The sequence below is a fragment of the Streptomyces rubellus genome, assembly GCF_036323805.1.
Lineage (GTDB): Bacteria > Actinomycetota > Actinomycetes > Streptomycetales > Streptomycetaceae > Streptomyces.
Genome location: NZ_JAZDCX010000001.1, coordinates 60622 through 85136, shown reverse-complemented (window position 1 = coordinate 85136; position 24515 = coordinate 60622). Strand labels below are relative to the sequence as shown.

General features: G+C 74.7%; 18 protein-coding genes. 4 read left to right on the top strand and 14 right to left on the bottom strand.

The genetic code is table 11. The features are described 5' to 3' along the window. Window positions 1–17: 17 nt before the first annotated feature. From V1L54_RS00315 to V1L54_RS00290, 6 genes are all read right to left on the bottom strand, one after another. Complete coding sequence (locus tag V1L54_RS00315; protein ID WP_330115746.1) at window positions 18–827, bottom strand: S16 family serine protease; 810 nt, start codon at window positions 825–827, stop codon at window positions 18–20. Between the two features lie 92 nt (window positions 828–919). Beyond that, window positions 920–1564, bottom strand: a complete 645-nt coding sequence (locus tag V1L54_RS00310; RefSeq protein WP_100204663.1) for an IclR family transcriptional regulator — start codon at window positions 1562–1564, stop codon at window positions 920–922. 428 nt (window positions 1565–1992) lie between these two features. Then, window positions 1993–3780, bottom strand: coding sequence for a DEAD/DEAH box helicase (locus tag V1L54_RS00305; RefSeq protein ID WP_330115745.1), 1788 nt, complete (start codon window positions 3778–3780; stop codon window positions 1993–1995). 105 nt (window positions 3781–3885) lie between these two features. Then, on the bottom strand, window positions 3886–4278 hold the full coding sequence (locus V1L54_RS00300; RefSeq protein ID WP_330115744.1) for a type II toxin-antitoxin system death-on-curing family toxin: 393 nt from the start codon (window positions 4276–4278) through the stop codon (window positions 3886–3888). Further along, entirely contained in the window at window positions 4275–4475 is a 201-nt protein-coding gene (locus tag V1L54_RS00295) for a ribbon-helix-helix protein, CopG family (protein ID WP_330115743.1), read from the bottom strand. The genes V1L54_RS00300 and V1L54_RS00295 overlap by 4 nt, the downstream gene beginning before the upstream one ends. Before the next feature lie 41 nt (window positions 4476–4516). Beyond that, complete coding sequence (locus V1L54_RS00290; RefSeq protein ID WP_330115742.1) at window positions 4517–6070, bottom strand: MFS transporter; 1554 nt, start codon at window positions 6068–6070, stop codon at window positions 4517–4519. A gap of 267 nt (window positions 6071–6337) precedes the next feature. On the opposite strand from V1L54_RS00290, the gene V1L54_RS00285 reads away from it, so the two are divergent. From V1L54_RS00285 to V1L54_RS00275, 3 genes are all read left to right on the top strand, one after another. Beyond that, window positions 6338–9280 (top strand): SpoIIE family protein phosphatase, encoded by a 2943-nt coding sequence (locus V1L54_RS00285; RefSeq protein ID WP_330115741.1) that lies wholly within the window; start codon window positions 6338–6340, stop codon window positions 9278–9280. Window positions 9281–9961: 681 nt separating this feature from the next. After that, window positions 9962–11278: a PP2C family protein-serine/threonine phosphatase gene (locus V1L54_RS00280; RefSeq protein WP_330116102.1), complete on the top strand. Its 1317-nt coding sequence runs from the start codon at window positions 9962–9964 to the stop codon at window positions 11276–11278. Between the two features lie 822 nt (window positions 11279–12100). Beyond that, window positions 12101–12679: a DoxX family protein gene (locus V1L54_RS00275; protein ID WP_330115740.1), complete on the top strand. Its 579-nt coding sequence runs from the start codon at window positions 12101–12103 to the stop codon at window positions 12677–12679. A 25-nt stretch (window positions 12680–12704) separates the two neighbouring features. Here V1L54_RS00275 and V1L54_RS00270 read toward each other — a convergent pair whose 3' ends face one another. The 6 genes from V1L54_RS00270 to V1L54_RS00245 all read right to left on the bottom strand — a co-directional run bounded on the left by V1L54_RS00270 (window position 12705) and on the right by V1L54_RS00245 (window position 20699). Further along, the gene (locus V1L54_RS00270) at window positions 12705–15035 is read right to left on the bottom strand and encodes a xanthine dehydrogenase family protein molybdopterin-binding subunit (RefSeq protein WP_330115739.1); all 2331 of its coding nucleotides are present in this window, start codon (window positions 15033–15035) and stop codon (window positions 12705–12707) included. Beyond that, window positions 15032–16645, bottom strand: coding sequence for a 2Fe-2S iron-sulfur cluster-binding protein (locus V1L54_RS00265; protein ID WP_330115738.1), 1614 nt, complete (start codon window positions 16643–16645; stop codon window positions 15032–15034). The genes V1L54_RS00270 and V1L54_RS00265 overlap by 4 nt, the downstream gene beginning before the upstream one ends. Next, window positions 16642–17502: an FAD binding domain-containing protein gene (locus tag V1L54_RS00260; protein ID WP_330116101.1), complete on the bottom strand. Its 861-nt coding sequence runs from the start codon at window positions 17500–17502 to the stop codon at window positions 16642–16644. Before V1L54_RS00260 ends, V1L54_RS00265 begins: the two co-directional genes overlap by 4 nt. A gap of 333 nt (window positions 17503–17835) precedes the next feature. Beyond that, a complete protein-coding gene (locus V1L54_RS00255; RefSeq protein ID WP_330116100.1) occupies window positions 17836–19485 on the bottom strand; it encodes a beta-N-acetylhexosaminidase in 1650 nt (549 codons plus the stop codon). Between the two features lie 229 nt (window positions 19486–19714). After that, window positions 19715–20014: a DUF3039 domain-containing protein gene (locus tag V1L54_RS00250; RefSeq protein WP_330115737.1), complete on the bottom strand. Its 300-nt coding sequence runs from the start codon at window positions 20012–20014 to the stop codon at window positions 19715–19717. A gap of 124 nt (window positions 20015–20138) precedes the next feature. Next, window positions 20139–20699, bottom strand: coding sequence for a YqgE/AlgH family protein (locus V1L54_RS00245; RefSeq protein ID WP_330115736.1), 561 nt, complete (start codon window positions 20697–20699; stop codon window positions 20139–20141). Window positions 20700–20952: 253 nt separating this feature from the next. On the opposite strand from V1L54_RS00245, the gene murA reads away from it, so the two are divergent. Next, on the top strand, window positions 20953–22278 hold the full coding sequence (gene murA, locus V1L54_RS00240) for a UDP-N-acetylglucosamine 1-carboxyvinyltransferase (RefSeq protein ID WP_330115735.1): 1326 nt from the start codon (window positions 20953–20955) through the stop codon (window positions 22276–22278). A 107-nt stretch (window positions 22279–22385) separates the two neighbouring features. Here murA and V1L54_RS00235 read toward each other — a convergent pair whose 3' ends face one another. Together V1L54_RS00235 and V1L54_RS00230 are read right to left on the bottom strand one after the other, a co-directional pair. Continuing rightward, window positions 22386–22667: an HU family DNA-binding protein gene (locus tag V1L54_RS00235; protein ID WP_100205219.1), complete on the bottom strand. Its 282-nt coding sequence runs from the start codon at window positions 22665–22667 to the stop codon at window positions 22386–22388. Between the two features lie 313 nt (window positions 22668–22980). Beyond that, on the bottom strand, window positions 22981–24417 hold the full coding sequence (locus tag V1L54_RS00230) for an NAD-dependent malic enzyme (RefSeq protein WP_330115734.1): 1437 nt from the start codon (window positions 24415–24417) through the stop codon (window positions 22981–22983). Between the last annotated feature and the right edge of the window lie 98 nt (window positions 24418–24515).

Here is a 24515-nt window from a genome sequence, read left to right as displayed (position 1 = left end):
CCGTCCGGCGGCGGGCGTCAGCAGCTCGGTACGTGCCCGTCGTCCCGCAGCGCCCGCAGCGACCTGAGCGCGTTCCCCAGGGTGGTGACGGGTACCAGCCGCAGTTCGTCGGGGAGTCCGACCCGCGCCGCCTCGCACTCGGCCTCCGGCACCAGGAAGACGGTGGCGCCGTCCCGCGCCGCCGCCTGGGTCTTGAGCGGGACGCCGCCGACCGGGCCGACCTCCCCGCGTCCGTCGATGGTGCCGGTGCCCGCGATCGTCAGACCGCCGGTGAGGTCGCCGTCGTCGATCTCGTCGATGACGCCGAGGGCGAACACCAGCCCGGCGCTGGGACCGCCGACGTCCTCCAGCCGCAGGTCCACCTCCACCTCGTCCTCGGACATCTCCAGCTCGCGCAGCGCGGCGGTCACCGCCACCTCCTGCGACTCCACCATCTGCTCGGTGGTGTACTCCTCGATCTCGTCGGCGTCGTCGCCGACCGGGTAGACCGCGTCGCGCGGCATCACCGCGCGGTCGGTGTCGAGCCAGCCCCCCACCACGTCGGCCAGCCGTACGTCGGCGCCCGGCGCGGTCGCCGCGATGGTGGTGGCCAGCAGCTTCCCCTCCGGCCCGCCGTCCGCCCTGGGGTCCTCGTCCCCGACGCCGGAGACGGTGATGACGGGTTCTCCCTCGTACTCGCCCAGGACGTTCGCGGTGATCCCGGGCTGTGCGACCGAGAACGGCAGGGGGGCGAGGGCGGCGACCGCGAGCAGCGCGGCGACCGCCGCCCCGCAGGCCGACAGGGCCCGGGCGCGGGGGGAGAGGGCACGAGGGGTCGGTGCTGGCATGGGAGTGAATCTAGTTCACCCGCACCGGGCCCGCCTGCACCCCTTCCCCCTCCCCCGGCCCTTCCCGGGCCCGGCGGTCCCGGCCGTCCGGTTCAGCGCAGGAAGTCGGCGACCTCCTCGGCCGCCTGCACCACCCGGGGGCCCACCTTCTGCGGCACCGACTCCGAGAGCATCACGACCCCGACGCTGCCCTCTATCCCGTTCACGCCGCGCAGCGGTGCGGCGGCACCGCAGGCGCCCGCCTCCAGCTCGCCGTGGGTGAGGACGTAGCCGTCGGTCAGCTCCTGCTCGGGGTCGCGCCCGGCGAGGATCGCCCGGCCCGCGGCGCCCCGGTCCAGCGGGTGGCGGAAGCCGGTGCGGTAGGCGACGTGGTAGTCGGTCCAGCTCGGTTCGACGACGGCGACGGCCAGCGCCTCGTTGCCGTCCACCAGCGTCAGATGGGCGGTGGCGCCCACGTCCTCGGCGAGCGCCCGCAGCGCGGGCAGGGCCGCCTCCCGCACCAGTGGGTGCACCTGTCTGCCCAGCCGCAGCACGCCGAGGCCGACCCGGGCCCGGCCGCCCAGGTCCCGGCGCACCAGGCAGTGCTGCTCCAGGGTGGCGAGCAGTCGGTAGACGACCGTGCGATTGACCCCGAGCTTGTGGGACAGCTCGGTGACGGTCAGGCCGTGGTCGGTGTCGGCGAGCAGTTTGAGGACACGCAGTCCCCGGTCGAGCGTCTGAGAGGTCTCCGCGGTCACGACGCCCCCCTCCTCGGGTATGGGCCGGCGACTCCGCCGGGAGGGGGCGGTACCGCCGGTCCCGTCGGCGGTACGAGGCTGTTCCCGGAAAGTCGCCGGTTGCTTCGGCGGGCCGCACCGGCTGCGCTCCGGGGCGGATCTGCCACGGGGCGTGTGCGTAGCGGGAAATTTAGCGAGCCGTAACGTCACCCGGAAGGGTCTGTCCAGAATCCGGGCGTTGGCGCACTGGTTTATCCGCATTGCGTACACCGGCAGGTCACAATAGTCCGGTCCAATCAACCGGGCATCGGCCCGCACACGAGTTCGCACCGGGATCGGCACGGAAAGCGCGCACGCCCTTCACAAGCGGGCGTGCGGCGGGGCGGCGGTACGGCGACGCGGAAGCCGGTCCCCCGGCTTTCCCGCGCCGCCCGCCACCGGCCCCGGACTCACCGCATCCGCGTCGCCCACTCGCGGACCTTGGCGATCCGCTGCTGGAGCTGCCCGGCCGTCGCCTCCGCGGTGGGCGGGCCGCCGCAGACCCGGCGCAGCTCGGTGTGGATCACGCCGTGCGGTTTGCCGCTCTGGTGGGAGTACGCCCCGACCAGCGAGTTGAGCTGCCGGCGCAGCTCCAGCAGCTCCTTGTGGGTGACCACCGGACGCTTCTCGGCGGGCGTCTCCAGCAGGTCGGCCTCGGCGTCCGGCCGGCGGCGGCTGTGCGCGATCTGCCGGGCCTGCCGCTTCTGGAGCAGCAGCTGCACCTGGTCGGGCTCCAGCAGGCCGGGGATGCCCAGATAGTCCTGCTCCTCCTCGCTGCCGGGGTGGGCCTGCATGCCGAACTCGGCGCCGTCGTACATCACCCGGTCGAAGACCGCGTCGGACTGGAGCGCCTCGAAGGGCAGCTGGTCCTGGTCGCCGGTGTCCTCGTCCTGCTGCCTCTCCGCCTCCTTGAGGAGGTCGGCCTCCTCCGCGTACGGGTCCTCGGAGTCTCCGCCTTTCTTGGGCTTGTCCAGGACGTGGTCGCGCTCGACCTCCATCTCGTGCGCGAAGCCGAGCAGCATGGGGATGGTGGGCAGGAAGACCGACGCGGTCTCGCCGCGCCGCCGGGAGCGCACGAAGCGGCCGACGGCCTGGGCGAAGAACAGCGGCGTGGAGATCGTCGTGGCGTACACCCCGACCGCCAGGCGCGGCACGTCCACGCCCTCGGAGACCATCCGCACCGCCACCATCCAGCGGTCCTCGCCCTGGCTGAACTCCTCGATCCGCTTCGACGCGCCGGTGTCGTCGGAGAGCACGACGGTCGCGGCGGTGCCGGTGATCTCCCGGATGAGCTTCGCGTACGCCCGTGCCGAGTCCTGGTCGCTGGCGATCACCAGGCCGCCCGCGTCCGGGATCGCCCTGCGGACCTCCGTCAGCCGGGTGTCGGCCGCGCGCAGCACGCTGGGCATCCAGTCGCCGCGCGGGTCCAGCGCGGTGCGCCAGGCCTGGGAGACGGCATCCCTGGTCATCGGCTCGCCGAGCTTCGCCTCCAGTTCGTCGCCCGCCTTGCTGCGCCAGCGCATGTTGCCGCTGTAGGAGAGGAAGATCACCGGACGGACGACACCGTCGGCCAGCGCCTTGCCGTAGCCGTAGGTGTAGTCGGCCACCGAGCGGCGGACGCCCTCGCCGTCCTCGGCGTAGCTGACGAACGGGATGGGGTTGGTGTCCGAGCGGAACGGGGTGCCGGTCAGGGCCAGGCGCCGGGCGGCCGGTTCGAACGCCTCGAAGCACGCCTCGCCCCAGGAGCGGGTGTCGCCGGCGTGGTGGATCTCGTCCAGGATCACCAGTGTCTTGCGCTGCTCGCAGCGGTTGCGGTGCAGCATCGGCCGTACGCCCACGCCCGCGTACGTCACCGCGACGCCGTGGTACTCCCGGCCCAGCGGGCCGGCGCTGTACTCGGGGTCCAGCCTGATGCCCACCCGGGCCGCCGCCTCGGCCCACTGCTTCTTCAGGTGCTCGGTCGGCGCGACGACGGTCACCTGCTGCACGACGTGGTGGTGCAGCAGCCAGGAGGCCAGGGTGAGCGCGAAGGTCGTCTTTCCGGCGCCCGGGGTCGCCACGGCGAGGAAGTCCCGGGGCTGCTTCCCCAGGTAGAGGTCCATCGCCGCCTGCTGCCAGGCGCGCAGCTTGTTGGCGGTGCCCCAGGGGGCGCGGCCGGGAAAGGCGGGCGAGAGGTGGTGGGACGTGGAGGTAGTCACGGTCTCCGTCGAACTGGGTCGGCGATCGGCAACCGCGTCAGAGTACCGGGACGGCCCGGCCGTCCTCGGGGGGACGCCCGGCGGGCGGGCCGGGTGCGAGCCACGTCACATGCCGGAGGACTCCCGCAGGAGCCGCAGCCGATCGCCGATCAGCTTGACGTCCTCCAGCTCTCCGGTCGCCACCGCGACGACCAGTTCCTCCGCGGCGTCGATGTCGGGGCGCAGCCGCTCCCCGCTCAGCGACAGGAAGGTGACGCAGGACAACCATGCCGTGCGCTTGTTGCCGTCGACGAACGGATGGTTGATCGCCAGGCTCTGTAGCAGCGCCGCCGCCTTGTCGAACAGGTCCGGATACGCCTCGGTCCCGAACATCGCGGCTGCGGGGCGGTGCACCGCCGATTCGAGCAGGCCGACGTCGCGTACCGCCACCCGCATGTCGTCGCAGGCGTACTCGGCGACGGCCAGGACCTCCTCGGCCGTGAGGTAGAAGAAAGTCACTTGAGCCGTTCCATGAGCTCGTGCCACCTGGCCGCTTCCTTCTTCGCCGTCTCGCGGACCATGGCCTCACGCGCGTTCCGCGCCAGGTAGTCGTCCACTGCCCGGAGCACTATGGCGTGCATGCTGCGCCCCTCCAGCTCGGCCTGCTTCTTGAGGGCTTCAGTGCGGTCGTCATCAAGACGGAGGTTCATGGCCATACCAGAACGGTACCACTCGGCGACACCAATCTGGTACCAGATCATCCTTCCGCGCGCAGCCGCCCCGCCACCAGCGCGCCCGCTAGGGCGACCGCGGCCGCCGGGAGGTAGACGGCGGCGAACGCGAGCGGGTGGGAGATCCCGGCGGCGCCCACCGCCTCCGCCGCCGCGTGGCCGGTGCGCACCGCGCCGCCGCCCAGCGCAGCGAACACCGCGCCGCAGGCGGTGAGCAGCACGACGTTGGACAGGCCGTCGCTGAGCTGGAGGGCGGCGGAGTTGGTGCCCGCCTCGTGGGGCCTCGACAGCTTCAGCAGCAGCACGCTGGTGGAGGAGATCACCGTCCCCATGCCGAAGCAGGCCACGGCCTGCGCGACGATCGCGACCCACACCGGGACGGCCGCCACCAGCACCAGTGGGGTGACCGCGATCCCGGCGGTCACCAGCACCATCCCGGCGCGCACCAGCCGCTCCCGGTGCGGTTCCATGCGCGGCCGGGCCTGGACGTAGGAGCCCAGCGCCCAGGTGGCGCCGCCCGCCGCGAGCGAGAGGCCGGCCTGGGTCACCGACAGCCCGCGCTGGGTGACGAGCATCAGCGGCACGAAGCTCTCGGCGACGATGAACGACCCGGAGGCGACGCCGCGCATCAGCACCACCGTCGGCAGCCCGCGCGCGGCGCGGAAGGTGCCGCGCGGCAGCAGGCCGAGCGCGGCGGGCACCAGCAGGGCGGCGCCGAGGGCGGCGGGCACCAGCGAGAGCCAGCGCAGGTCCTGCCCGGCGTACTGCAGCAGCCCGGCACCCGCGGCCACCGTGACCGCCAGCCGGGTGCGCCGCCGGTCCACCGGGCGCGCCCCGCCGGGCGGCGGTCCGGCGGCGGCGCGGCGCAGGGCCGGGAGCATGACCGCGACCGGCAGGGCGACCAGGGCCGGGATGCCCAGGAACACCCAGCGCCAGCCGAACTGCTCGGTGACCGTCCCGGCGATCAGCGGTCCCACCACGGAGGGGACCACCCAGCAGGCGGCGAAGGCGGCCATCACGGTGGGCTGCAGATGCCCGGGGTAGGCGCGGCTGACGGTGACGTACAGCGCGACGATCACCAGCCCGCCGCCGATGCCCTGCACCGCGCGGCCCAGGACGAAGACCCACATGGCCGCCGCCGTGCCCGACAGCAGCAGTCCGGCCGCGAAGGAGCCGATCCCGGCGGCAAGCGGCGGCAGGGGGCCGGCGCGGTCGCACCACTGACCGGAGACGACCATCGCCACCAGGCTGGTCGTGAAATAGGCGGAGAAGGCGAACGCGTACAACGCGATCCCGTCGAGCCGGTCGGCGGCCACCGGCATGGCCGTGCCGACGGCGGTCGCCTCGAAGGCGATGAGCAGGACGACGGTGACGATGCCCAGGGTCAGCGCCCGGTGGGTGCGGCCGAGCACCCCGCCCGCCCCCTCCGGCGCGGCGGCCGGGGCCGGGACCGGGTCCGCGGCGGGGGCCGGGTCCGCGACGGGGACGGTGGCGGGGGCGGGGGTGGTGGCGGCCGGGGCGGCCTTGCCGAGCACGGCGCCCTCGAAGGCGGCGCCGGGATCGTCGTCGGGTGTGCTCATGCGGGTCAGCGTAAGACCCGTTCCTGACACTGACACCTGTCGGGGGACGGAGACCGGATCGGTCGTCGGTCCTGGTCCCCCGCCGTTTCCCGGGATCCGCCGGGCCGTTTCCGCGACCGGTTTCCGCGTCCTGCGAATACGGGGGAGAAATCTTGTGTTTTTAATATCGAAACTATACTTTCGGCAGGTATCGACACCGTCGGCTCCCGCTCCGCGGAAGCACCTCCGGCGGCCCGCGCAGACGTCCCGTGAGGACGGTGATCCACCATGGCCCACAGGGAGTGGGACGACCTGGACAGGGCCGCCTCCCGCGCCCGTGCCCGGTTCCTCACCGGTGAGCTGGTCACCGGGGGTGCCCGGCGCTCCATCCTCAGTTCCTGGCAGCGCTCCCGCGCCCTGGGGATCGACCCGGGGCGGATCGAGCCGGCCTACGATCCCGACCTCGACCCGGACAGCCGGCTCGTCCACGCCGCCGGGCCGGTGCTCGACTGGCTGGAGTCGCGGATCGCCGGCACCCGGGCGAGCGTGTTCCTCGCCGACGACCGGGGCAAGAAGCTCCAGCGCCGGGTCGGCGAGCCGGACATGAACCGCCGGCTCGACGCCTCCCACGAGGCACCCGGATTCTGCTTCCCCGAGCATCTGGTCGGCACCGGCGGGCTGGGGCTGGCGCTGGTGGAGCGGCGCCCCGTACGGGTCCTGGGCGCCGAGCACTTCGGTGAGCGCTCCCAGTCGCACGTGTGCGTGGCCGTGCCCATCCGCAATCCGCTCAGCGGGCGCATGGAGGGCGTCATCGACTTCATCGGGGAGCTCGCCGAGACCGACCCCGATGTGGAGATCCTGATGATCCGGGCCGGGCACGCGGTCGAGCAGCGGTTGCTGGAGCAGGCCGGACAGCGGGAGCGCGCCCTGCTCCAGGCATATCTGCGGGCCTCGGAGCGGGGGCGGTCGGGCGTCGGACTCCGGGGGCCGCTGGACGGACCCGGCTCGCTGTCCGACCGGGTGCTGGGGCGCGAGGCGCGGCTCCTGCTGCGGGAGCGGGCCGCCGAGCTCATCGCGTCGTCGCACCGGGCCGCCGTCGACGTCGCCCTTCCCGACGGCCGGACGGTCACCCTGCTGACCCGGCCGGTGGAGGCCCCCTTCGGGGGCTCCGATGTCGACGGGCTCGCCGTCGAGGTGCTGCTGCCCGACGGCTCGCCCCGGTCGCCCCGGTCCCCGGGCCGGCTCCTCACCCCGCCGTTCACCGGCCGTCCGACGGTTCCGGCGGTTCCGGTTCCGCCTGCGGAGCCGTCCGGTACGCCGGACACGGCCGGTACGCCGGACACGGCGGGTACGGCCGGCCCGGCGGGTACGGGCGGGCGGCCGGGCGACGCCTGGCTGCTCGCCGTGGGAGAGCCGGGCGTGGGCCGTCTGGCGGTCGCGGCGCGCCGGCGGCTGGCGCTGCTGTCCAAGGCCGCCGCGCACATCGGCACCACTCTCGACGTCACCCGTACCGCCGAGGAGCTGGCCCGTACCGCGGTGCCCGACCTCGCGGACTTCGCCACGGTGGACCTGCTGGAGCCCGTGCTGCGCGGCGAGGAACCGGGCGGCGCGGCGGGGACCCCGGCGGGAGGAAGCCTGCACCGGGCGGCCCTCCACGGCGTCCGCGCGGACTTCCCCCTGTACCCGGCGGGCGGTCCGGTCGACTTCATACCGGCCGCACCGCAGGCCCGCTGCCTGGCGGGCGAACGGGCGGTGCTGGAGGAGGACCTGCACACCGCCCCCGGCTGGCAGGCCCAGGACCCGGTGCGCGTCAAGCAGCTCCTCGCCCAGGGCGCCCACTCGCTGGTCGCCGTCCCGCTGCTCGCCCGCGGCACCACTCTGGGCGTGGCCACCTTCTACCGCTGCGACCAGCCCGAGCCCTTCGGGGACGACGACCTGGCCCTCGCCGAGGAGCTGGCCACCCGCGCGGCCCTGAGCCTGGACAACGCCCGGCGCTACACCCGCGAGCACACCGTGGCGCTCACCCTCCAGCGCAGTCTGCTGCCGCGCGCCCTGCCCGAGCTGACTGCCGTGGAGACCGCCCACCGCTATCTGCCCGCCCAGGCCGAGACCGGCGGGGTGGGCGGTGACTGGTTCGACGTCATCCCGCTGTCCGGGGCGCGGGTCGCCCTGGTCCTCGGCGACGTCGTCGGCCACGGGCTGCACGCCGCCGTCACCATGGGGCGGCTGCGCACCGCGGTGCAGAACCTCGCCGCCCTCGACCTGGCCCCGGACGAACTCCTCGCCCGGCTCGACGATCTGGTGATCAGCCTCGACCAGCCCCTGGACCAGGGCGGCACGGCGGCTCCGGGCGAGACCGAGGCCACCGGGGCCACCTGCCTGTACGCCGTCTACGACCCGGTCTCCCGGGTGTGCACCATGGCCCGCGCCGGCCATCCGCTGCCCGCCGTGGTCGAGCCCGACGGCCGGGTGTACTTCGCCGACGTGCCCGCCTGCCCGCCGCTCGGTCTGGGCGGTCTGCCCTTCGAGACCTGCGAGCTGCACCTGCCGGAGGACAGCCGGCTCGTCCTCTACAGCGACGGGCTCGTCGAGGACCGCAACCGGGACATCGACCTCTCCCTGGAACAGCTGCGCGCCGCCCTCTCCCGCGCCGGCCGGTCCGCCGAGGATACCTGCGGGACGGTGCTGGGCACCCTGCCCACCCCGGGCGCCGGCGACGACGTCACCCTGCTGGTGGCCCGCACCCGCGCGCTGCCCGCCGGGTCCGTGGCGAGCTGGGAGGTGCCCCCCGAGACGTCCGCCGTTCCGGCCCTGCGCGCCGCCGCCGGGCGGCAGCTGGCCGAGTGGGGCCTGTCCGACGCGGCCTTCACCACCGAGCTGGTGGTCAGCGAGCTGCTCTCCAACGCCCTCCGGCACGCCGACGGCCCCATCCGGCTGCGGCTGATCCGTGACCGCTCGCTGATCTGCGAGGTGTCCGACGGCAGCAGCACCTCGCCCCACATGCGCCGCGCCGCCCTCCACGACGAGGGGGGCCGCGGGCTGTTCCTGGTCGCCCAGCTCACCGCGCGCTGGGGCACCCGGTACACCGACCGCGGCAAGGTCATCTGGGCCGAGCAACCCCTCGGGCGGCCTCCGGGCGGGGCCCCGCGGGAGGCTCCGGAGGCGCGGGAGGGGCTCACCGTCGACAGCCTGCTGGCGGCCTTCGACGACCCTGCCTTCGAGGAGCTCTAGGAACACACCGGCCGGGGCCCGCCCGGTGGCGGGGCGCTCCTGTGCCCTTGCCTCCCCAGACCCTCGGGCCGAGGGAAGGCGACCGGCGGCCGCACGCGGCGCTCCCGCCCGGGATTCCGGCCGACGGGGCGGGGGCCGGCGTCTCCCGCGACGGCCGGGGTGGCGGGAGGCGGAACCCCGCCCTCGGGGCGGCTCCGGGACCGGCGGCTGGTTTTGGCCCGCTACAACGGGTTACGAGCGAACTGTTGGCACGTTCGGTTCGGCACGGTCGTGGGTCCCCTCCCGGGAGCCCCGCCCGCCGGGGGTGAGGAGGCGGCTCATGGACCACTCGCGAGTGTCCGTGCCCGGGGCGCCACCGAAGTCCCGGGCACGGCGGGAGACGGCGTACGGACCTCCCCTCCGTGACCGTCCCGTCCGCCACCGGTCACCCGGCGTGACCGGCGGGCCGGACGGACCCGGCCGCCGCGGCGGCCGGGCGGCCGTACCGCCCCCGTCGTATCCGGACCCCGGGTAGCGCCCTCCCCGGCCGGAGACGGAACCGCCACCCCGGTGCCCCGCCCCGGCACCGGCCCCCCACCCGTGGCGAGCGGCGAAGCGAGCAGCCGGGGCGTACGGACCTGTACGGAGCCGGCCGGCGACGCGCGGCGGGCAAGAACGTGTCTCCTGGTGAGGGAGTTGGTGATGGCGGTCGAGTACGACACCGAGAGGCGTACGCACACCGGGATCCTGGCGGCGGCCGAGACGGCCGCGCCGGTGGAGTCGGTGGACGTGGTGGCCCAGGAGCTCAGACGGCGCTTCGGCGCCACCTCGGTGTCCTTCCTGATCACCGATCTGGCGGGCCAGTCGGTGGTGCGGCTGAGCACGGCGGGCGAGGTGGGCACCGGGGAGAGCGTGGAACGCGTCCCGCTGTACGGCAGCGTCTACGGCGACGTGCTCCGCACCCAGCGGCTGCGGCTGGCGGACTCCGTCGACGGGGACGGCGGGCAGCGGGTGATCGCCCCGGTCACCAACCGGGGGGACTCCATAGGGCTGCTGGAGGTGCGGATTCCGGCCGGCCCCTCGCCCAGGACGCTGCGGGAGATCAGCCGGGCCGCCCACACCCTGGCCTACATCGTCATCGCCAACCAGCGCTTCACCGACCTGTACCAGTGGGGGCGGCGCACCACCCCCCTCAGTCTGGCCGCCGAGATCCAGCACAACCTGCTGCCCTCCTCGCTGGCCTGCGAGGCCGACCAGTTCGCGGTGGCCGGGGCCCTGGAGCCGGCGGGCAACGTCGGCGGCGACACCTTCGACTACGCCCTGGACCGCGGCACCCTGCACCTGTCCGTCACCGACGCGATGGGCCACGACGTACAGGCCGCCCTGCTGGCCTCCCTGCTGCTCGGGGCGCTGCGCGGCGCCCGCCGGGCGGGCCGCGACCTGGCCGAGCAGGCCGAGAGCGCCCACCGGGCCATGGTCGAGCACAGCGGCGGCGCGCTGGCGACCGGGCTGCTGCTCCGCGTGGAGCTGAACGACGGCCGGGTCCGGCTCGTCAACGCCGGGCACCCCTGGCCGCTGCGGCTGCGGGACGGCCGGGTGGAGGAGCTGGGGCTGGGCATCGACCTCCCGTTCGGGGTGCGCGTCCCGCACACCTACCGGGTCCAGGAGCTGTCCCTGCGGCCGGGCGACCGGCTCGTCATCCTCACCGACGGCATGCAGGACCGGGGCTCCGGTGCGGCCGACCTGCCCGCCCTGCTGGCGGACACCGGACACCTCCACCCCCGGGAGACGGTCCAGGTGCTGACCATGGCCGTCCTGGACGCCAACCGCGGCGAGCTCCGGGACGACGCGACGGTGATGTGCCTGGACTGGTACGGCCCCGACGCCACGCGCCTGGACGCCCACACCGGCGCCGACCTCGCCAAGACCTCCCCGGCGGCCGCCCCGTTCCCGCAGACGCGGCCCTGGTCACGTCCGGACGGCTCCGCGCCGGGCGAGGCGGACGGCGGTGACCGATAGGGCGAGCGGGGCGCAGGCGAGGGCGACGGGCGACACGGCGTCCGTCCCGAGCTGCCGGAAGGCCGTCACCGTGTACGCGGCACCGCACAGGAGCCACCCCGCCGGCACCGCGACTCCGAACGGCCGGGACCCGGCCGCCCCGGCCCGCCACCCGGGCCCCGACGACCGCTGCCACGGACGACAGCAGCTCCGGCCGGGCCGGTACGACCAGCAGGCCGCCCAGCGCCGGCGCGGTGCCCGACCTGGCGCCCGGCGGTGGTTCCCCCTCCGCCGGGACCACCTCGGCGACATCGAGCGCCGGCAGCTCGCGACGGAGCCCGTGGGCGAGTTCGACGGTCCGTTCCCGGCCGGGCCCTGTTCCGCGACCCGCAGCCACAGCCGGACACCGGTGTTTCCCGAGGTCGCTATCCCCTCACGCTGAGCCCCGAAGCGCGCCGCGTACCACGAGCCCGGCGGACGGCGCGTGGCGTTTTGCGCGCGGAGCGGGACACACCTCGCATCCCGGCGGACCGCCGCTGTGCGGACACCGGTCGACGGATTACGGGAGCGCTCCCATCAAGGCCGAAACACAGCACGCAGCTTGTCTTGTCAGATGCTGCTCACGCCCCTACATTCCGCTCAGCGATGCATGGGAGCGCTCCCACTCTCCACCATCGGCATCGTTCTCCCGCCGGAGGAAGCCATGAGACCCGACTTGTGCCCCACCACGAGTCCGCGTTCCGTCACCGAACCGGACCGGCCCCCGAACCGGTTGAACAGACAACGATGTCACCCCCACCGGCCCGCCGCCCCCCGCCGGACACCCCGCCCGGGAGGGCGGTCGTGAGGCGGAAGCGGGGCGTCGCCGTCCCCGCGGAGCCCCCGGTGCCCGCTCCCCCGGCCGGCGCGAAGGTGCTGACGGGGACGGTGGTGAGCGGCCTCACCTTCCGGGAGCCCCGGCCCCGGCGCGGGCCGCGCGCCCTGCCCGCGTTCTGCCGGCGGCACAGCTTCACCGTGCTGCGGGTGTCGGTCGGGCTGCTGTTCGTCTGGTTCGGCGCCCTGAAGCTCCTGCCCGGGTTCAGTCCCGCCGAGGACCTGGCCACCCGGGTCATGAGCGCCCTGACCGCCGACCGCGTCCCGGCCGACCTGTCCCGGCCGCTGCTGGCCATGATGGAGATGCTGATCGGCGCCGGGCTGGTCACCGGGCTGCTGCTGCGGCTGACCCTGTTCGTCTTCTTCGTCCACATGGCCGGTACGCTCTCGGCCCTGGTCGTACTGCCCGGCGAGATGTGGGACGGCAGCGTCGCCTTTCCCACGATGGCGGGCCAGTACGTCCTCAAGAACGTCGTCCTGCTGGCGGCCGGCCTCGCCGTCGCCGCCCATCTGCGGTCGGAAACCCGGGGGCCCGACGACGACTGGTGACGCCGTCCCGCCGCCGCCCGCCGTCCTACGGAGTCATCACCGCGGCCTGCGGCCGGATCGGCAGCCGGTTGACCGGCCGCCCGGTGGCCGCGCGCACCGCCGCGGCCACCGCCGCCGGGGAGACCACCACCGGGACCGCGCTCACCGACTTCGCCCCGAAGGGGGCCACCACGTCGCGCTCCTCGACCAGTTCGGCGATCCGCACCTCCGGGGCGTCCAGCGCGGTCGGCAGCGGATAGGCCGTCAGGTCCGGGTGGCGTACGACCCCCTTGGACACCCGCAGGTGCTCGGTGAGCGCCGCGCCCACCCCCTGGGTGACGCCGGCCTCGATCCGGGCGCGCACCTGCTGCGGGTTCAGGACCCGGCCCACGTCCTGGGCGACGGTCATCTCCACCACCCGGATCGCGCCGAGTTCCACGTCCACGTCCACCACGGCCCGGATCGCGGCGAAGGCCAGGCTCACGAAGGCGTCGCCCTGGCCGGTGTCGTCCAGCGGCTCGGTGGGGTGCGGACGGCACTGGGCGGTGGCCCACAGCTCCTTGCCCTCCAGCGCCTCGGCGACGGTGGTGCTGAGCACCCCGTCGTACGAGGTGATCTTGCCGTCGGCGACGGTCAGCAGCTCGGTGGACATCCCGAACTTCGCGGCCAGCGGCTGGAGGAGCTGGGTGCGGACCATCCGGGCGGCACGCTCCACCGCGCCGCCCGAGACCCAGGTGTGCCGGCCGCGCGCGCCGGGCCCGGCCGGGGGCTGGTCGGTGTCCACCGCGACGACGTGCACCTCCTCGACGCCGAGGACCTCCTGCACGATCTGCCGGGCCAGGGTGGTGAAGCCCTGGCCGGTCTCCACGGCGGCGCACATCACCGTCGCCACGGGCCCGTCCACCTTCACCGTGGCCGTGGACACCTCGTCGGTGCCCTCCGCCCCCAGCATGTGGACCATGCCCAGCGCGAAGCCGACCCCGCGGCGCACCGCGCCCGGCTCGCCCGCGCCCTCCGGGCCGCCCGGCAGCAGCCAGTCCTCCTCCGGGCTGTCCTTGGGCAGCGGCGGCAGCGGCGCCTCGCGCACCGCGCGCAGCAGCTCGGCGACGGGCGCCGGGCAGGTGACGCTCTGCCCGGTGGGCAGCAGGTCGCCGGTGGCCATGACGTTGCGCATCCGCAGTTCGACCGGGTCCATGCCCAGCCGGGCGGCGAGCTTGTCCATCTGGCCCTCGTAGGCGGCGCACACCTGCATCGCGCCCTCGCCGCGCACATGGCCCGAGGGCGGGTTGTTCGTGCGGACCGCCCAGCCGTCGATCACCGCGTGCGGCACCACGTACGGACCCGCGGCGAAGGCGACGGCGGCGGCCAGCGCGTCGGCGGAGTCGTCGGCGTAGGCGCCCCCGTCCAGCAGGATCTGCGCCTCGACCTTGACCAGCCGGCCCTCGGTGTCGGCGTGGTGGCGGTAGCGCAGCAGCGTGGGGTGGCGGTGGGCGTGGCCGAGGAAGGACTCCTCGCGGTTGGCGGCGAGCTTGACCGGGCAGCCGGTGCGCATCGCCAGCAGCCCCAGGGGGAGCTGCACGCTCAGGTCCTCGCGGTCGGCCGTGGCACCGGGGACGCCGGTGACCACGATCTTGACCTGCTCGGGGTGGAGACCGAAGCAGGCGGCGGCCAGTTCGCGGTCGGTGTGCGGGTCGGTGGAGGCGGTGTAGATCTCCACACCGCCGTCGGTGCGGGGCACGGCGAGCCCGGCCTCGGCGCCGATGGGGGCGGGATCCTGGCGGCCGATGCGGTACAGGCCCTCGACGACCACCTCGCCGGTGGCGGTCTCGTCGCCGAAGCGCAGCGGGATGTGCCGGATCAGGTTGCCGTCGGGGTGGACGGGGTCGGCCTCGAAGGCCTTCTCCGGGTCGGTGACCGGCTCCAGCACCTCGTACTCGACCGTGATCGCGGCGGCGGCCAGCCGGGCGGTGTCGGGGTGGTCGGCGGCGACGGCGGCGATGGGCTCGCCGTGGTGGCGCACCACGTCACGGGCGAAGGCGGGCCGGTCGGCGACCCGGCGGCCGTGGGTGGCCTCGCCGGGCACGTCCTCGTGGGTGATGACGGCCCGCACCCCGGGCATCTCGGCGGCCGGCGAGGTGTCGACGGAGACGATGCGGGCGTGCGGGTGGGGGGAGCGCAGCACGGCCGCCCACAGCAGTCCCTCGGCCCACAGGTCGGCGGCGTACGGGAAGGTGCCCTGGACCTTGGCGAACGCGTCGGCGGGCGGGAGCGAGGCGCCGAGTCCGTGCTGCGGCCCGGCCTCCGGCCCAGTCCCCCGGGCGGCGCCGGTGAGGTGCGTCCCTCCGGCCGGGGTGGCGGTCACCGCGTCGCTGCTCACTGCGCGCCTCCGTCCTGCGGCAGATGGGAGTCGTGGGGCGGACGGTGCCGGGGCGGCGGTCCGTCCGGAAGCGGTCCGGCCTGGTGCGGGATCCGGACACGGGAGCCGTTGCCGGCCGTTCCGCCGACCACCTCCCCGGTCACCGTGCCGGTCCCGTCCGCGGCGGCGGACCCGGGTCTGTCCCCGCCGGGGTCCGCGGGATGCCCGTCCTCCCGGGCCGACCGGGCCTCCTCCGAGCGGGCCTCCCGCTCGGCGACGACCGTGCGGACGGCGTCGAGCACGCCCCGGTAGCCGGAGCAGCGGCAGAGGTTGCCGCTGAGCGCCCGGCGCGCCTCCAGCTCGGTCGGGTCGTGGTTGCCCTCCAGCAGGTCGTGCAGGGTCATCGCCATGCCCGGCACGCAGAAACCGCACTGCACGGCACCGTGGGCGGCGAGCGCCCGCTGCACGTCGCAGGGCATGCCGTTCTCGGCCAGCCCCTCGACGGTGCGGACCTCGGAGCCGGCGGCGGTCGCGGCGGGCACCAGGCAGGAGGCGACCAGCCGGCCGTCCACCTGGACGGAGCAGGCGCCGCACTCCCCCTGCGAGCAGCCGTCCTTGGCCCCGGCCAGACCGAGGCGCTCGCGCAGCACGTAGAGCAGGGACTCGCCGATCCAGGCGTCGGCCACCGGCCGGTCGGCCCCGTTGACCCGCAGGACGTACGAGACGTGCGGGTGCTCGCTGTCGACGGCGGAGGGCTCCGGGACGTCCGGGATGCCCGGCTCCGCGGCGGCTTCCGGCCCGGGCTCCGGGCCGGCTTCCGGGGCCTCCGGTCCGGCGGGGTGGTCGGCGGGCCGCGGCTCCTCCGGGGCGGTGCGGGTGTGCTCGGCCTCCCGGCCCTCCGGCTCCTCCCGGTGGGGCTCCCGGGCGGACCCCGGCCCGTCGGCGGGCTGCCCCGCCACCGTGGAGGCCAGGTACTCGCCCGAGTCGTCCGGGCTGCCGGCCGCCGCGAACGGGATCGACCACTGGCCGGTCGCGCCGGGCGCGGGCGCCGTGCTCCAGTCCGTGCCGCCGGGGGTGCCGCCGGAGGCGACGTCCCCGGTGTCCGGCGCCCCGTGCTCCCGCGCGGGGCCCTCGCCCAGTGGCCGGCGCTGCTGGGTGCGGGCCTCGTGCGAGCCCGCCAGCGCCGCGGCGGCGCCCTGCCCCATGGCGGCGGCCGCCCCCGGCTCCGGCGGGTACTGCTGCTGCCGGGACCGCGGGGGCTCCCCGCCCGCCTCGGTCCCGTACGCCGCCTGGCCGCCGGCGAACGGCATCGTCCACTGCCCGGGCACCGCCGGGTCGGCACCGGCCGCCGGAACCTCGGCCGGCCGGTCGCCGGGGGTCTGCCGGGGGTCGATGACGGGCGGGGTCCAGCCCTGTCCGGTGCCCGGCGCGGCGAGCGGCTCGGGAGTGCCGCCGGGCCCGGCGTACCCGGGTCCGTACTGCCCGGTCACGTTCCCGGGAAGCTGGATGAACGCGGTGGCGTCCCCGTCGTACTCGCCGCCCCAGCCGCCCTCGGGCGCCGACGGCGGCACGGGACGGTCCGGCCGGTCCGCCTGGTCCGGCCGGTGCGGCCGCTGCTGGTCGTCGCTCATGCGAGTGCCCTCCCGAGTCCCCGGCGGGCCAGTGTGGCAACCGTACGCCGCACGTGCAGCGCCGCGGGCGGAAGTACGGCGGGTTCCCCCCCGTCCTCGGGTACCGGGGGATCGGGGATGCAGGCCATGGCGACATAGTCGCCGAAGGCGGTGAGCACCTCGGGGGCCAGGGCCCGCTGGCCGTCCCAGTCGACGAGCGAGGCGACCCACTCCTCGGCCTCCACCGGCCGCAGCGGCATCGGCGCGACGGCGCCGACCGCGCAGCGCACCCCGCGCCGGACCGGGTCGAGCACGACGGCGACCGAGGCCAGCGCCCGCCCGGGGCCGGTCCGCCCGGTGGCCTTGAGGAAGATCTGCCGGGCGTGCAGCAGCGGCACCCGGACGTAGCCGACGACCTCGCCGGGCGCCAGCATCTCCATCCCCGTCAGCAGATGGCTCACCGGGATCTCCCGGCGCTCCCCGCCCGGTCCGGCGACCAGCAGCGTCGCCTCCAGGGCGGCCAGCACGGGCAGGGAGTCGCCGGTGGGCGAGGCGGTGACGATGTTGCCGCCTAGCGTCCCGGCGTTGCGGATCTGCGGCGGCCCCGCCGCGCGGGCGGCGGCGGCCAGGGCGGGGATGAGCGCGGCGAAGTCGGGGCGGCCCATCCGGGCGTGGGTGAGGCCCGCGCCGAGCAGGGCGTGGCCGTCCTGGTACTCCCAGCCGCGGATCTCGCTGATCCGGCCCAGGCCGACGAGCGCGGCGGGCCTCAGCAGACCGGAGTTGACCTCCGCCATCAGATCGGTGCCGCCCGCCACCGGCACGGCGGCGGGTGTGGCCTCCAGAGCGGCCACGGCCTCGTCGAGCGTGGCCGGCAGCATGACCGGCCGCGCCGCCCGTGGTGCGTGCGGTGCGTGCGTGCTCAATCCAGCGCCCCTTCCCCGGGTCGTCCCGGCTGCCAGCCGTACGGTACGTGCTGGGAACCCGGACGTGGCAACTCTGGCACATTCTGCGGGGCCGCCGGTGCGGGGGTCCGGGAAGGGGGTTTCCGTCCCTGACCTGGCCGATGGCCCGGTTTCGGCGGATGTCGCCGACAGGGGCCTCCTGCCACCCCTGGGAGGCTTTTGGCTATTTTATGCGGCCTGTTTCACGCGACCCACTTTATGCGGCTCTCCGCCGGGCGGCCCTTCCGGGTGTCCGGGCGGGAGCCCCGCTCAGCGGACCGGCGGCGGCCCCTGGACCGGGCGCCCGGGGACGCCGGGGCGGCGCTGCCAGGGATACGGCCCCGACGGCGGCCGGTAGGCCACCCCGAGCGCGTCCAGGCGGGCGTAGTGGGTGCGGTCCATACGGCCCTCGAAGTCCGCCCAGTCCCGTGCCCCGGGCGGCGTCCACACCGCCTCGGCGAAGGCGGCCAGCCGGGGGAAGGCCTGGTAGTCGGCGCGCCGCTGGTCCTCCACGACCTCGGTCCACAGGTTGGCCTGGGCGCCCAGTACATGCCGTTCCGCCGCGGTGCCGGCCAGTTCGGGCGGCACCGGCTCGAAGGCGTACACGTCGCGCGGGGTCCGCACGTAGCCGATGGGCACCGGCTCGTCCGGGCCGCCGTCCTGCCGGTGGTCGAGGTAGACCTGCTGCTCGGGGCACATCACCACGTCGTGGCCGGCCCGGGCGGCGGCGATCCCGCCGCCGTAGCCCCGCCAGGAGGTGATCACCGCGCCGGGCCCCGGGCCCGCGCCGTCCTCCGAGATCCCGTCCAGGATCTCGTCCCAGCCCACCAGTCGGCGGCCGCGCTCGGCCAGCCAGCGGCCGAAGTGCCGGGTGAACCACCCCTGGAGCCCGTCCACCCCCGCCAGGCCCAGCTCCGCCGCCCTCTCCCGCGCGGTCCGCGAGGCGCGCCACTGGTCCCGGGGGCACTCGTCGCCGCCGATGTGCACGAACTCGCCGGGGAAGAGGTCCAGCACCTCGGTCAGGACCCCCTCGTAGAAGCGCAGCACCTCCTCGGTCGGGGCCAGCACGTCCGGGCTGATCCCCCAGTCCGTCCACACCTCGGGGGCGGTGTAGCCCGGCACGTCGGTGTTGCCCAGCTCCGGGTGGGCGGCGATGGCCGCCCGGGAGTGGCCGGGTATGTCGATCTCGGGGACGACGGTGATGTGCCGCTCGGCGGCGTAGGCCACGATCTCGCGGATGTCGTCGTGGGTGTAGAACCCGCCGTGCGGGCGCTCGTCCCACAGCGTGGAGGCGCCGTGCCCGATCCGGGTCCGCCGCCGCCAGGCACCGACCTCGGTGAGCCGCGGGAAGCGCTCGATCTCCAGCCGCCAGCCCTGGTCGTCGGTCAGGTGCAGGTGCAGCACGTTCAGCTGGTGCGCGGCGAGCAGGTCCAGCCAGCGCAGCACCCCGTCCTTGGGCGTGAAGTGCCGTGCCACGTCGAGCAGGAGACCGCGCCAGGCGAAGCGGGGCGCGTCCTCGATCCGCACCGGCGGCAGCGACCGGGCGCCGCGGCCGGGCAGCGGCGCGCGGCGGTACGCGTCGGGCCCCAGGAACTGCCGCAGCGTCTGGGTGCCCCGGAAGACCCCGGCGGGCCCGCCGCCGCGGAGTTCGGCGCCGTCGGCGGTCACCTCCAGCCGGTAGCCCTCCGGGCCGAGCGCGGCGGCGACCGTCCCGTCCACCCGCAGCCGGATCACGCCCCCGTCCCCGGCGGCGCCGGGCGGCGGCAGCGGCAGGCCGGTGGCCGCGCCGAGCGCGGCGCGCAGCAGGCGGGCGGTGTCCTCGGTGCCGGGACCGGCGTCGAGCGCGGTTCCGGGGCCGAGCGTGAGGCCCGCGCCGCCGGTGGCGGTCACGGAACGCGGCCGGGGGACCAGATCGGGCATGCCCATGCTTCCGTCGCTCTCCTGTCGCACGCGGGCGCGGCACCGCGCGCGACGGCGTCCGCTGCGCCCCGCACGGCTGGGCAGGAGCGTAGGGACCACCGGCCCCGCCCGGCAAGGTCCGTACCTGTCGCCGGACGAGGGCGCGAACGGCCCCCGCGGCGCACCGGGTGTGCCGCGGGGGCCGCCGGAAGGCACCGGGGGCGCGGGACGGCCGGACGGCCGGGCGGCGCTACTTCTTCCCGCCGCCGTCCTTGCCCTTGCCGCCCTTGCCGTCTCCGCCGGCACCCATGGACTCGTAGATCTCCTTGCACATGGGGCAGACGGGGTACTTCTTGGGGTCGCGCCCCGGGACCCAGACCTTGCCGCACAGCGCCACGACGGGAGTCCCGTCGAGCGCGCTGGCCATGATCTTGTCCTTCTGGACGTAGTGGGCGAAGCGCTCGTGGTCGCCATCGCCGTGGGACACCTGCGGGGTGGGCTCGACGAGGGTGCCGGTGCCCGTCCCGCGCTCGGGCTCAGGAGTGCTCATGGGGCCCAAGCGTACTGCGATCGCCCCCGCCGCACCCCCCTCCGCGCCCCTCCGCGCACCCCCGGCCGTCCCCGTCCCGGCCGCGGCCTCCGGCCGCTGGGACGACCGGTTCAGGGAGGGCCGGCTAGTTCAGGGAGGGGTCGTCCGGATAGGTGGCCACCATCGCCAGCTCACTGCGCTGGCGGCGCAGCACCGACCGCCACAGCCGCTGGGGGTCGGGCGCGTAGACGTCGCCGGGCTCGGACTCCACCACGTACCACGCCCCCTCCTCCAGCTCGCTCTCCAGCTGGCCCGGGCCCCAGCCGGCGTACCCGGCGAAGATCCGCAGCGAGCCCAGTTCGGCGGCGAGCAGTTCGGGGGGTGCCTCCAGGTCCACCAGACCGATGGCCCCGTGGACCCGTCTCCAGCCCAGCGGGCCCTCGGCGCCCGGGATGACGGCGACGCCGAGCGCCGCGTCCAGCGAGACGGGCCCGCCCTGGAAAACCACACCCGGCTCCCCCGCGAGGGCGGCCCAGGGCTCCAGCACGTCGCCGACGTCGACGGGGGTCGGCCGGTTGAGGACGATGCCCAGCGAGCCCTCCTCGTCGTGGTCGAGGAGCAGCACCACCGCACGGTCGAAGTTCGGGTCGGTCAGCGCCGGGGTGGCCACAAGCAGCCGCCCGGTGAGCGAGGTCACCTCGGTCATGCCCCAATGATCCCGCATTCCTCCCCCCGCGGGGGAGCCGAACCCCGCACAACGTCCGGAACACCGTGAAACGCCGGGGAACGCCGGAGGAACAGCGCGTACGCGCGGGGCCCGCGCACCGGCGCAGGGAACGGACCGCGGCCCGTCCGCGTCCCGATGTGCAGGCACCGGGTGCCGCCGCGGCCACTACCATTCCCAGTGCCCCCCGGCTTGTTTCCCCCGAACTTCTCTTCTCATCTGGAACGCGAGGACCATGACCGGCACTGACGACGTACTCCTTGTCCACGGCGGCACCCCGCTGGAGGGCGAGATCAGAGTCCGCGGCGCGAAGAACCTCGTGCCCAAGGCCATGGTCGCCGCACTGCTCGGCAGCGAACCGAGCCGGCTGCGCAACGTCCCCGAGATCCGCGACGTACGGGTCGTCCGCGGCCTGCTGGAACTGCACGGCGTCACCGTGCGCGGCGGCGAGGAACCGGGCGAGCTGGTGCTCGACCCCTCGCACGTGGAGAGCGCCAACGTCGCCGACATCGACGCCCACGCGGGCTCGTCCCGCATCCCGATCCTGTTCTGCGGGCCGCTGCTGCACCGGCTGGGCCACGCCTTCATACCGGGTCTGGGCGGCTGCGACATCGGCGGACGGCCGGTGAACTTCCACTTCGACGTGCTGCGCGAGTTCGGCGCGACGATCGAGAAGCGCGCCGACGGCCAGTACCTGGAGGCCCCGCAGCGGCTGCGCGGCTGCAAGATCAGGCTGCCGTACCCGTCGGTCGGCTCCACCGAGCAGGTGCTGCTGACGGCCGTGCTGGCCGAGGGGGTGACCGAGCTCTCCAACGCCGCCGTGGAGCCGGAGATCGAGGACCTCATCTGCGTCCTGCAGAAGATGGGCGCGATCATCTCCATGGACACCGACCGGACGATCCGCGTCACCGGTGTGGAGAAGCTGGGCGGCTACAACCACCGCGCCCTGCCGGACCGCCTGGAGGCGGCCTCCTGGGCGAGCGCGGCGCTGGCGACCGAGGGCAGCGTGTACGTCCGCGGGGCCAGCCAGCGCGAGATGGTGACCTTCCTGAACACCTACCGCAAGGTCGGCGGCGCCTTCGAGGTGGACGACGACGGCATCCGCTTCTGGCACCCGGGCGGCGCGCTCAACGCCATCGCGCTGGAGACCGACGTCCACCCCGGCTTCCAGACCGACTGGCAGCAGCCGCTGGTCGTGGCACTGACCCAGGCGTCGGGCCTGTCGATCGTGCACGAGACGGTGTACGAGTCGCGGCTGGGCTTCACCGAGGCGCTCAACCAGATGGGCGCGCACATCCAGCTCTACCGCGAGTGCCTGGGCGGCATGCCGTGCCGCTTCGGCCAGCGCAACTTCCTCCACTCGGCGGTCGTGTCCGGCCCGACGAAGCTCCAGGGCTCCGATCTGGTGATCCCCGACCTGCGCGGCGGCTTCTCGTACCTCATCGCCGCCCTGGCGGCCCAGGGCACCTCCCGGGTGCACGGGATCGACCTGATCAACCGGGGTTACGAGAACTTCATGGAGAAGCTGCCGGCGCTGGGGGCCCGGGTCGACACCCCCTGACCGCGCCCGCCCCCGCGGGGCGGGCGCGGAGACGGGCGAGGGCGGTCACCCCCACCGGGGTGACCGCCCTCGCCCGTGTCTGTCGCGGTCTGTCGCGCGCCGTGGGCTCACTGGCCCTTGGCGGCCTCCTTGAGCTTGGAGCCGGCGGACACCTTGACGCTGTACCCGGCCGGGATCTCGATGGGCTCACCGGTCTGCGGGTTGCGAGCGGTGCGAGCGGCACGGTGGGTGCGCTCGAAGGTCAGGAAGCCGGGGATGGTGACCTTCTCGTCGCCCTTGGCGACGACCTCGCCGACGGTCTCGGCGAACGCGGCCAGTACGGCGTCGGCGTCCTTGCGGGTCACCTGGGCGCGCTCGGACAGCGCGGCCACCAGCTCACTGCGGTTCATATTCGTACTCCCGTGTCTTTCTTGCCTGTGAGGCGTGAGATCGAAGCCGATGCTGCCAGGGCCCTCGGACAGTCCCCGGACCCGGGTCTGCTTCCAGACCCTCCGCGCCCGTGGCGGGGGCTGCCCCGGAACGCGGTCCTCGGGAGAGCATCCTGCCTCCACCCGCGGCCGGAAAGCCAATCCGGCACCCTGTGAGGTCGCACGAAGAGCGCCCGTGACGCGCCGGTATCACCCTTCGTAGTCACTCCTGATGCGGTTTTCGCAACACTAAGGGGCCATCCGGGTGCCATGTCCCCGACTCGCCGGAGGGGCGTTACGGGGTTGCCGTGGCGGTCGTCACAACCTCGCCCTCGGCCCGGGCCGCGTCCCGCACGGCTCCGGCGACCGCGCCCGCGACCTTGTCGTTGAAGACGCTGGGGATGACGTAGTTCGCGTTGAGCTCGTCCTCCAGCACCACATCGGCGAGCGCCCGCGCCGCGGCCAGCATCATGCCCTCGTTGACCGTACGCGCCTGGGCGTCGAGCAGGCCACGGAACACACCGGGGAAGACCAGCACATTGTTGATCTGGTTGGGGAAGTCCGAGCGGCCGGTGGCCACGACCGCCGCGGTCTGGCGGGCGATCGCCGGGTCCACCTCCGGCTCCGGGTTGGCGAGCGCGAAGACGATCGCGCCCTCGGCCATCGCGGCCACGTCCTCGGCACCGAGCACGTCGGGGGCGGAGACGCCGACGAAGACGTCGGCGCCGACGACCGCCTGCTTCAGGGTGCCGGTCAGGCCCTCCGGGTTGGTGTGGTGGGCGATCCAGCACAGGGGCGAGTCGGGGTCGGCGTCCACCAGGTCGGCGCGCTCGGCGTGCACCACGCCGTGGATGTCGGCGACCACCGCGTGCTTGACCCCGGCGGCCAGCAGCAGTTTGAGGATGGCGGTGCCGGCCGCGCCCGCGCCGGACATCACCACCCGCACGTCCCCGATGTCCTTGCCGACCACGCGCAGCGCGTTGGTCAGGGCGGCCAGCACGACGATGGCCGTGCCGTGCTGGTCGTCGTGGAAGACGGGGATGTCCAGGGCCTCGCGCAGCCGCGCCTCGATCTCGAAGCAGCGGGGGGCGGAGATGTCCTCCAGGTTGATGCCCGCGAAGCCGGGGGCGACGGCCTTGACGATCTCGACGATGGCATCGGTGTCCTGGGTGTCCAGGCACAGCGGCCAGGCGTCGATGCCCGCGAAGCGCTTGAACAGGGCCGCCTTGCCCTCCATGACCGGCAGCGCGGCCTTCGGCCCGATGTTGCCCAGGCCCAGCACGGCCGAGCCGTCGGTGACGACGGCGACGGAGTTGCGCTTGATGGTCAGCCGGCGGGCGTCCTCGGGGTTGGCAGCGATCTGGGTGCAGACCCGGGCCACGCCGGGCGTGTAGATCATGGACAGGTCGTCACGGTTGCGAATGGGGTGCTTCGATGCCATCTCGATCTTGCCGCCGAGGTGCATCAGGAACGTACGGTCGGAGACCTTGCCGATGGCGATGCCCTCGATGTCCCGCAGCTTGGCGACGATCTCCTCCCCGTGGGTGACGGAGGAGGCCGCGATCGTGACGTCGATGCGCAGCCGTTCGTGGCCGGAGGCGGTGACGTCCAGGCCGATGACCGAACCGCCGGAGGACTCCACGGCCGTGGTGAGCTGGCTCACCGCCGATCCGCCGGCGGGCACCTCCAGGCGGATGGTCATCGAGTTCGAGACGCTTGGCGCCGTTGCCATGGCGGTTTTCCCCTGATTCTGCTTTTCCGGTGCGACGGCGCGGCCCCGGGGCCGCGCCGGGCCATTGTCACCCGATCGTCGCACTTACCGACGGGTAG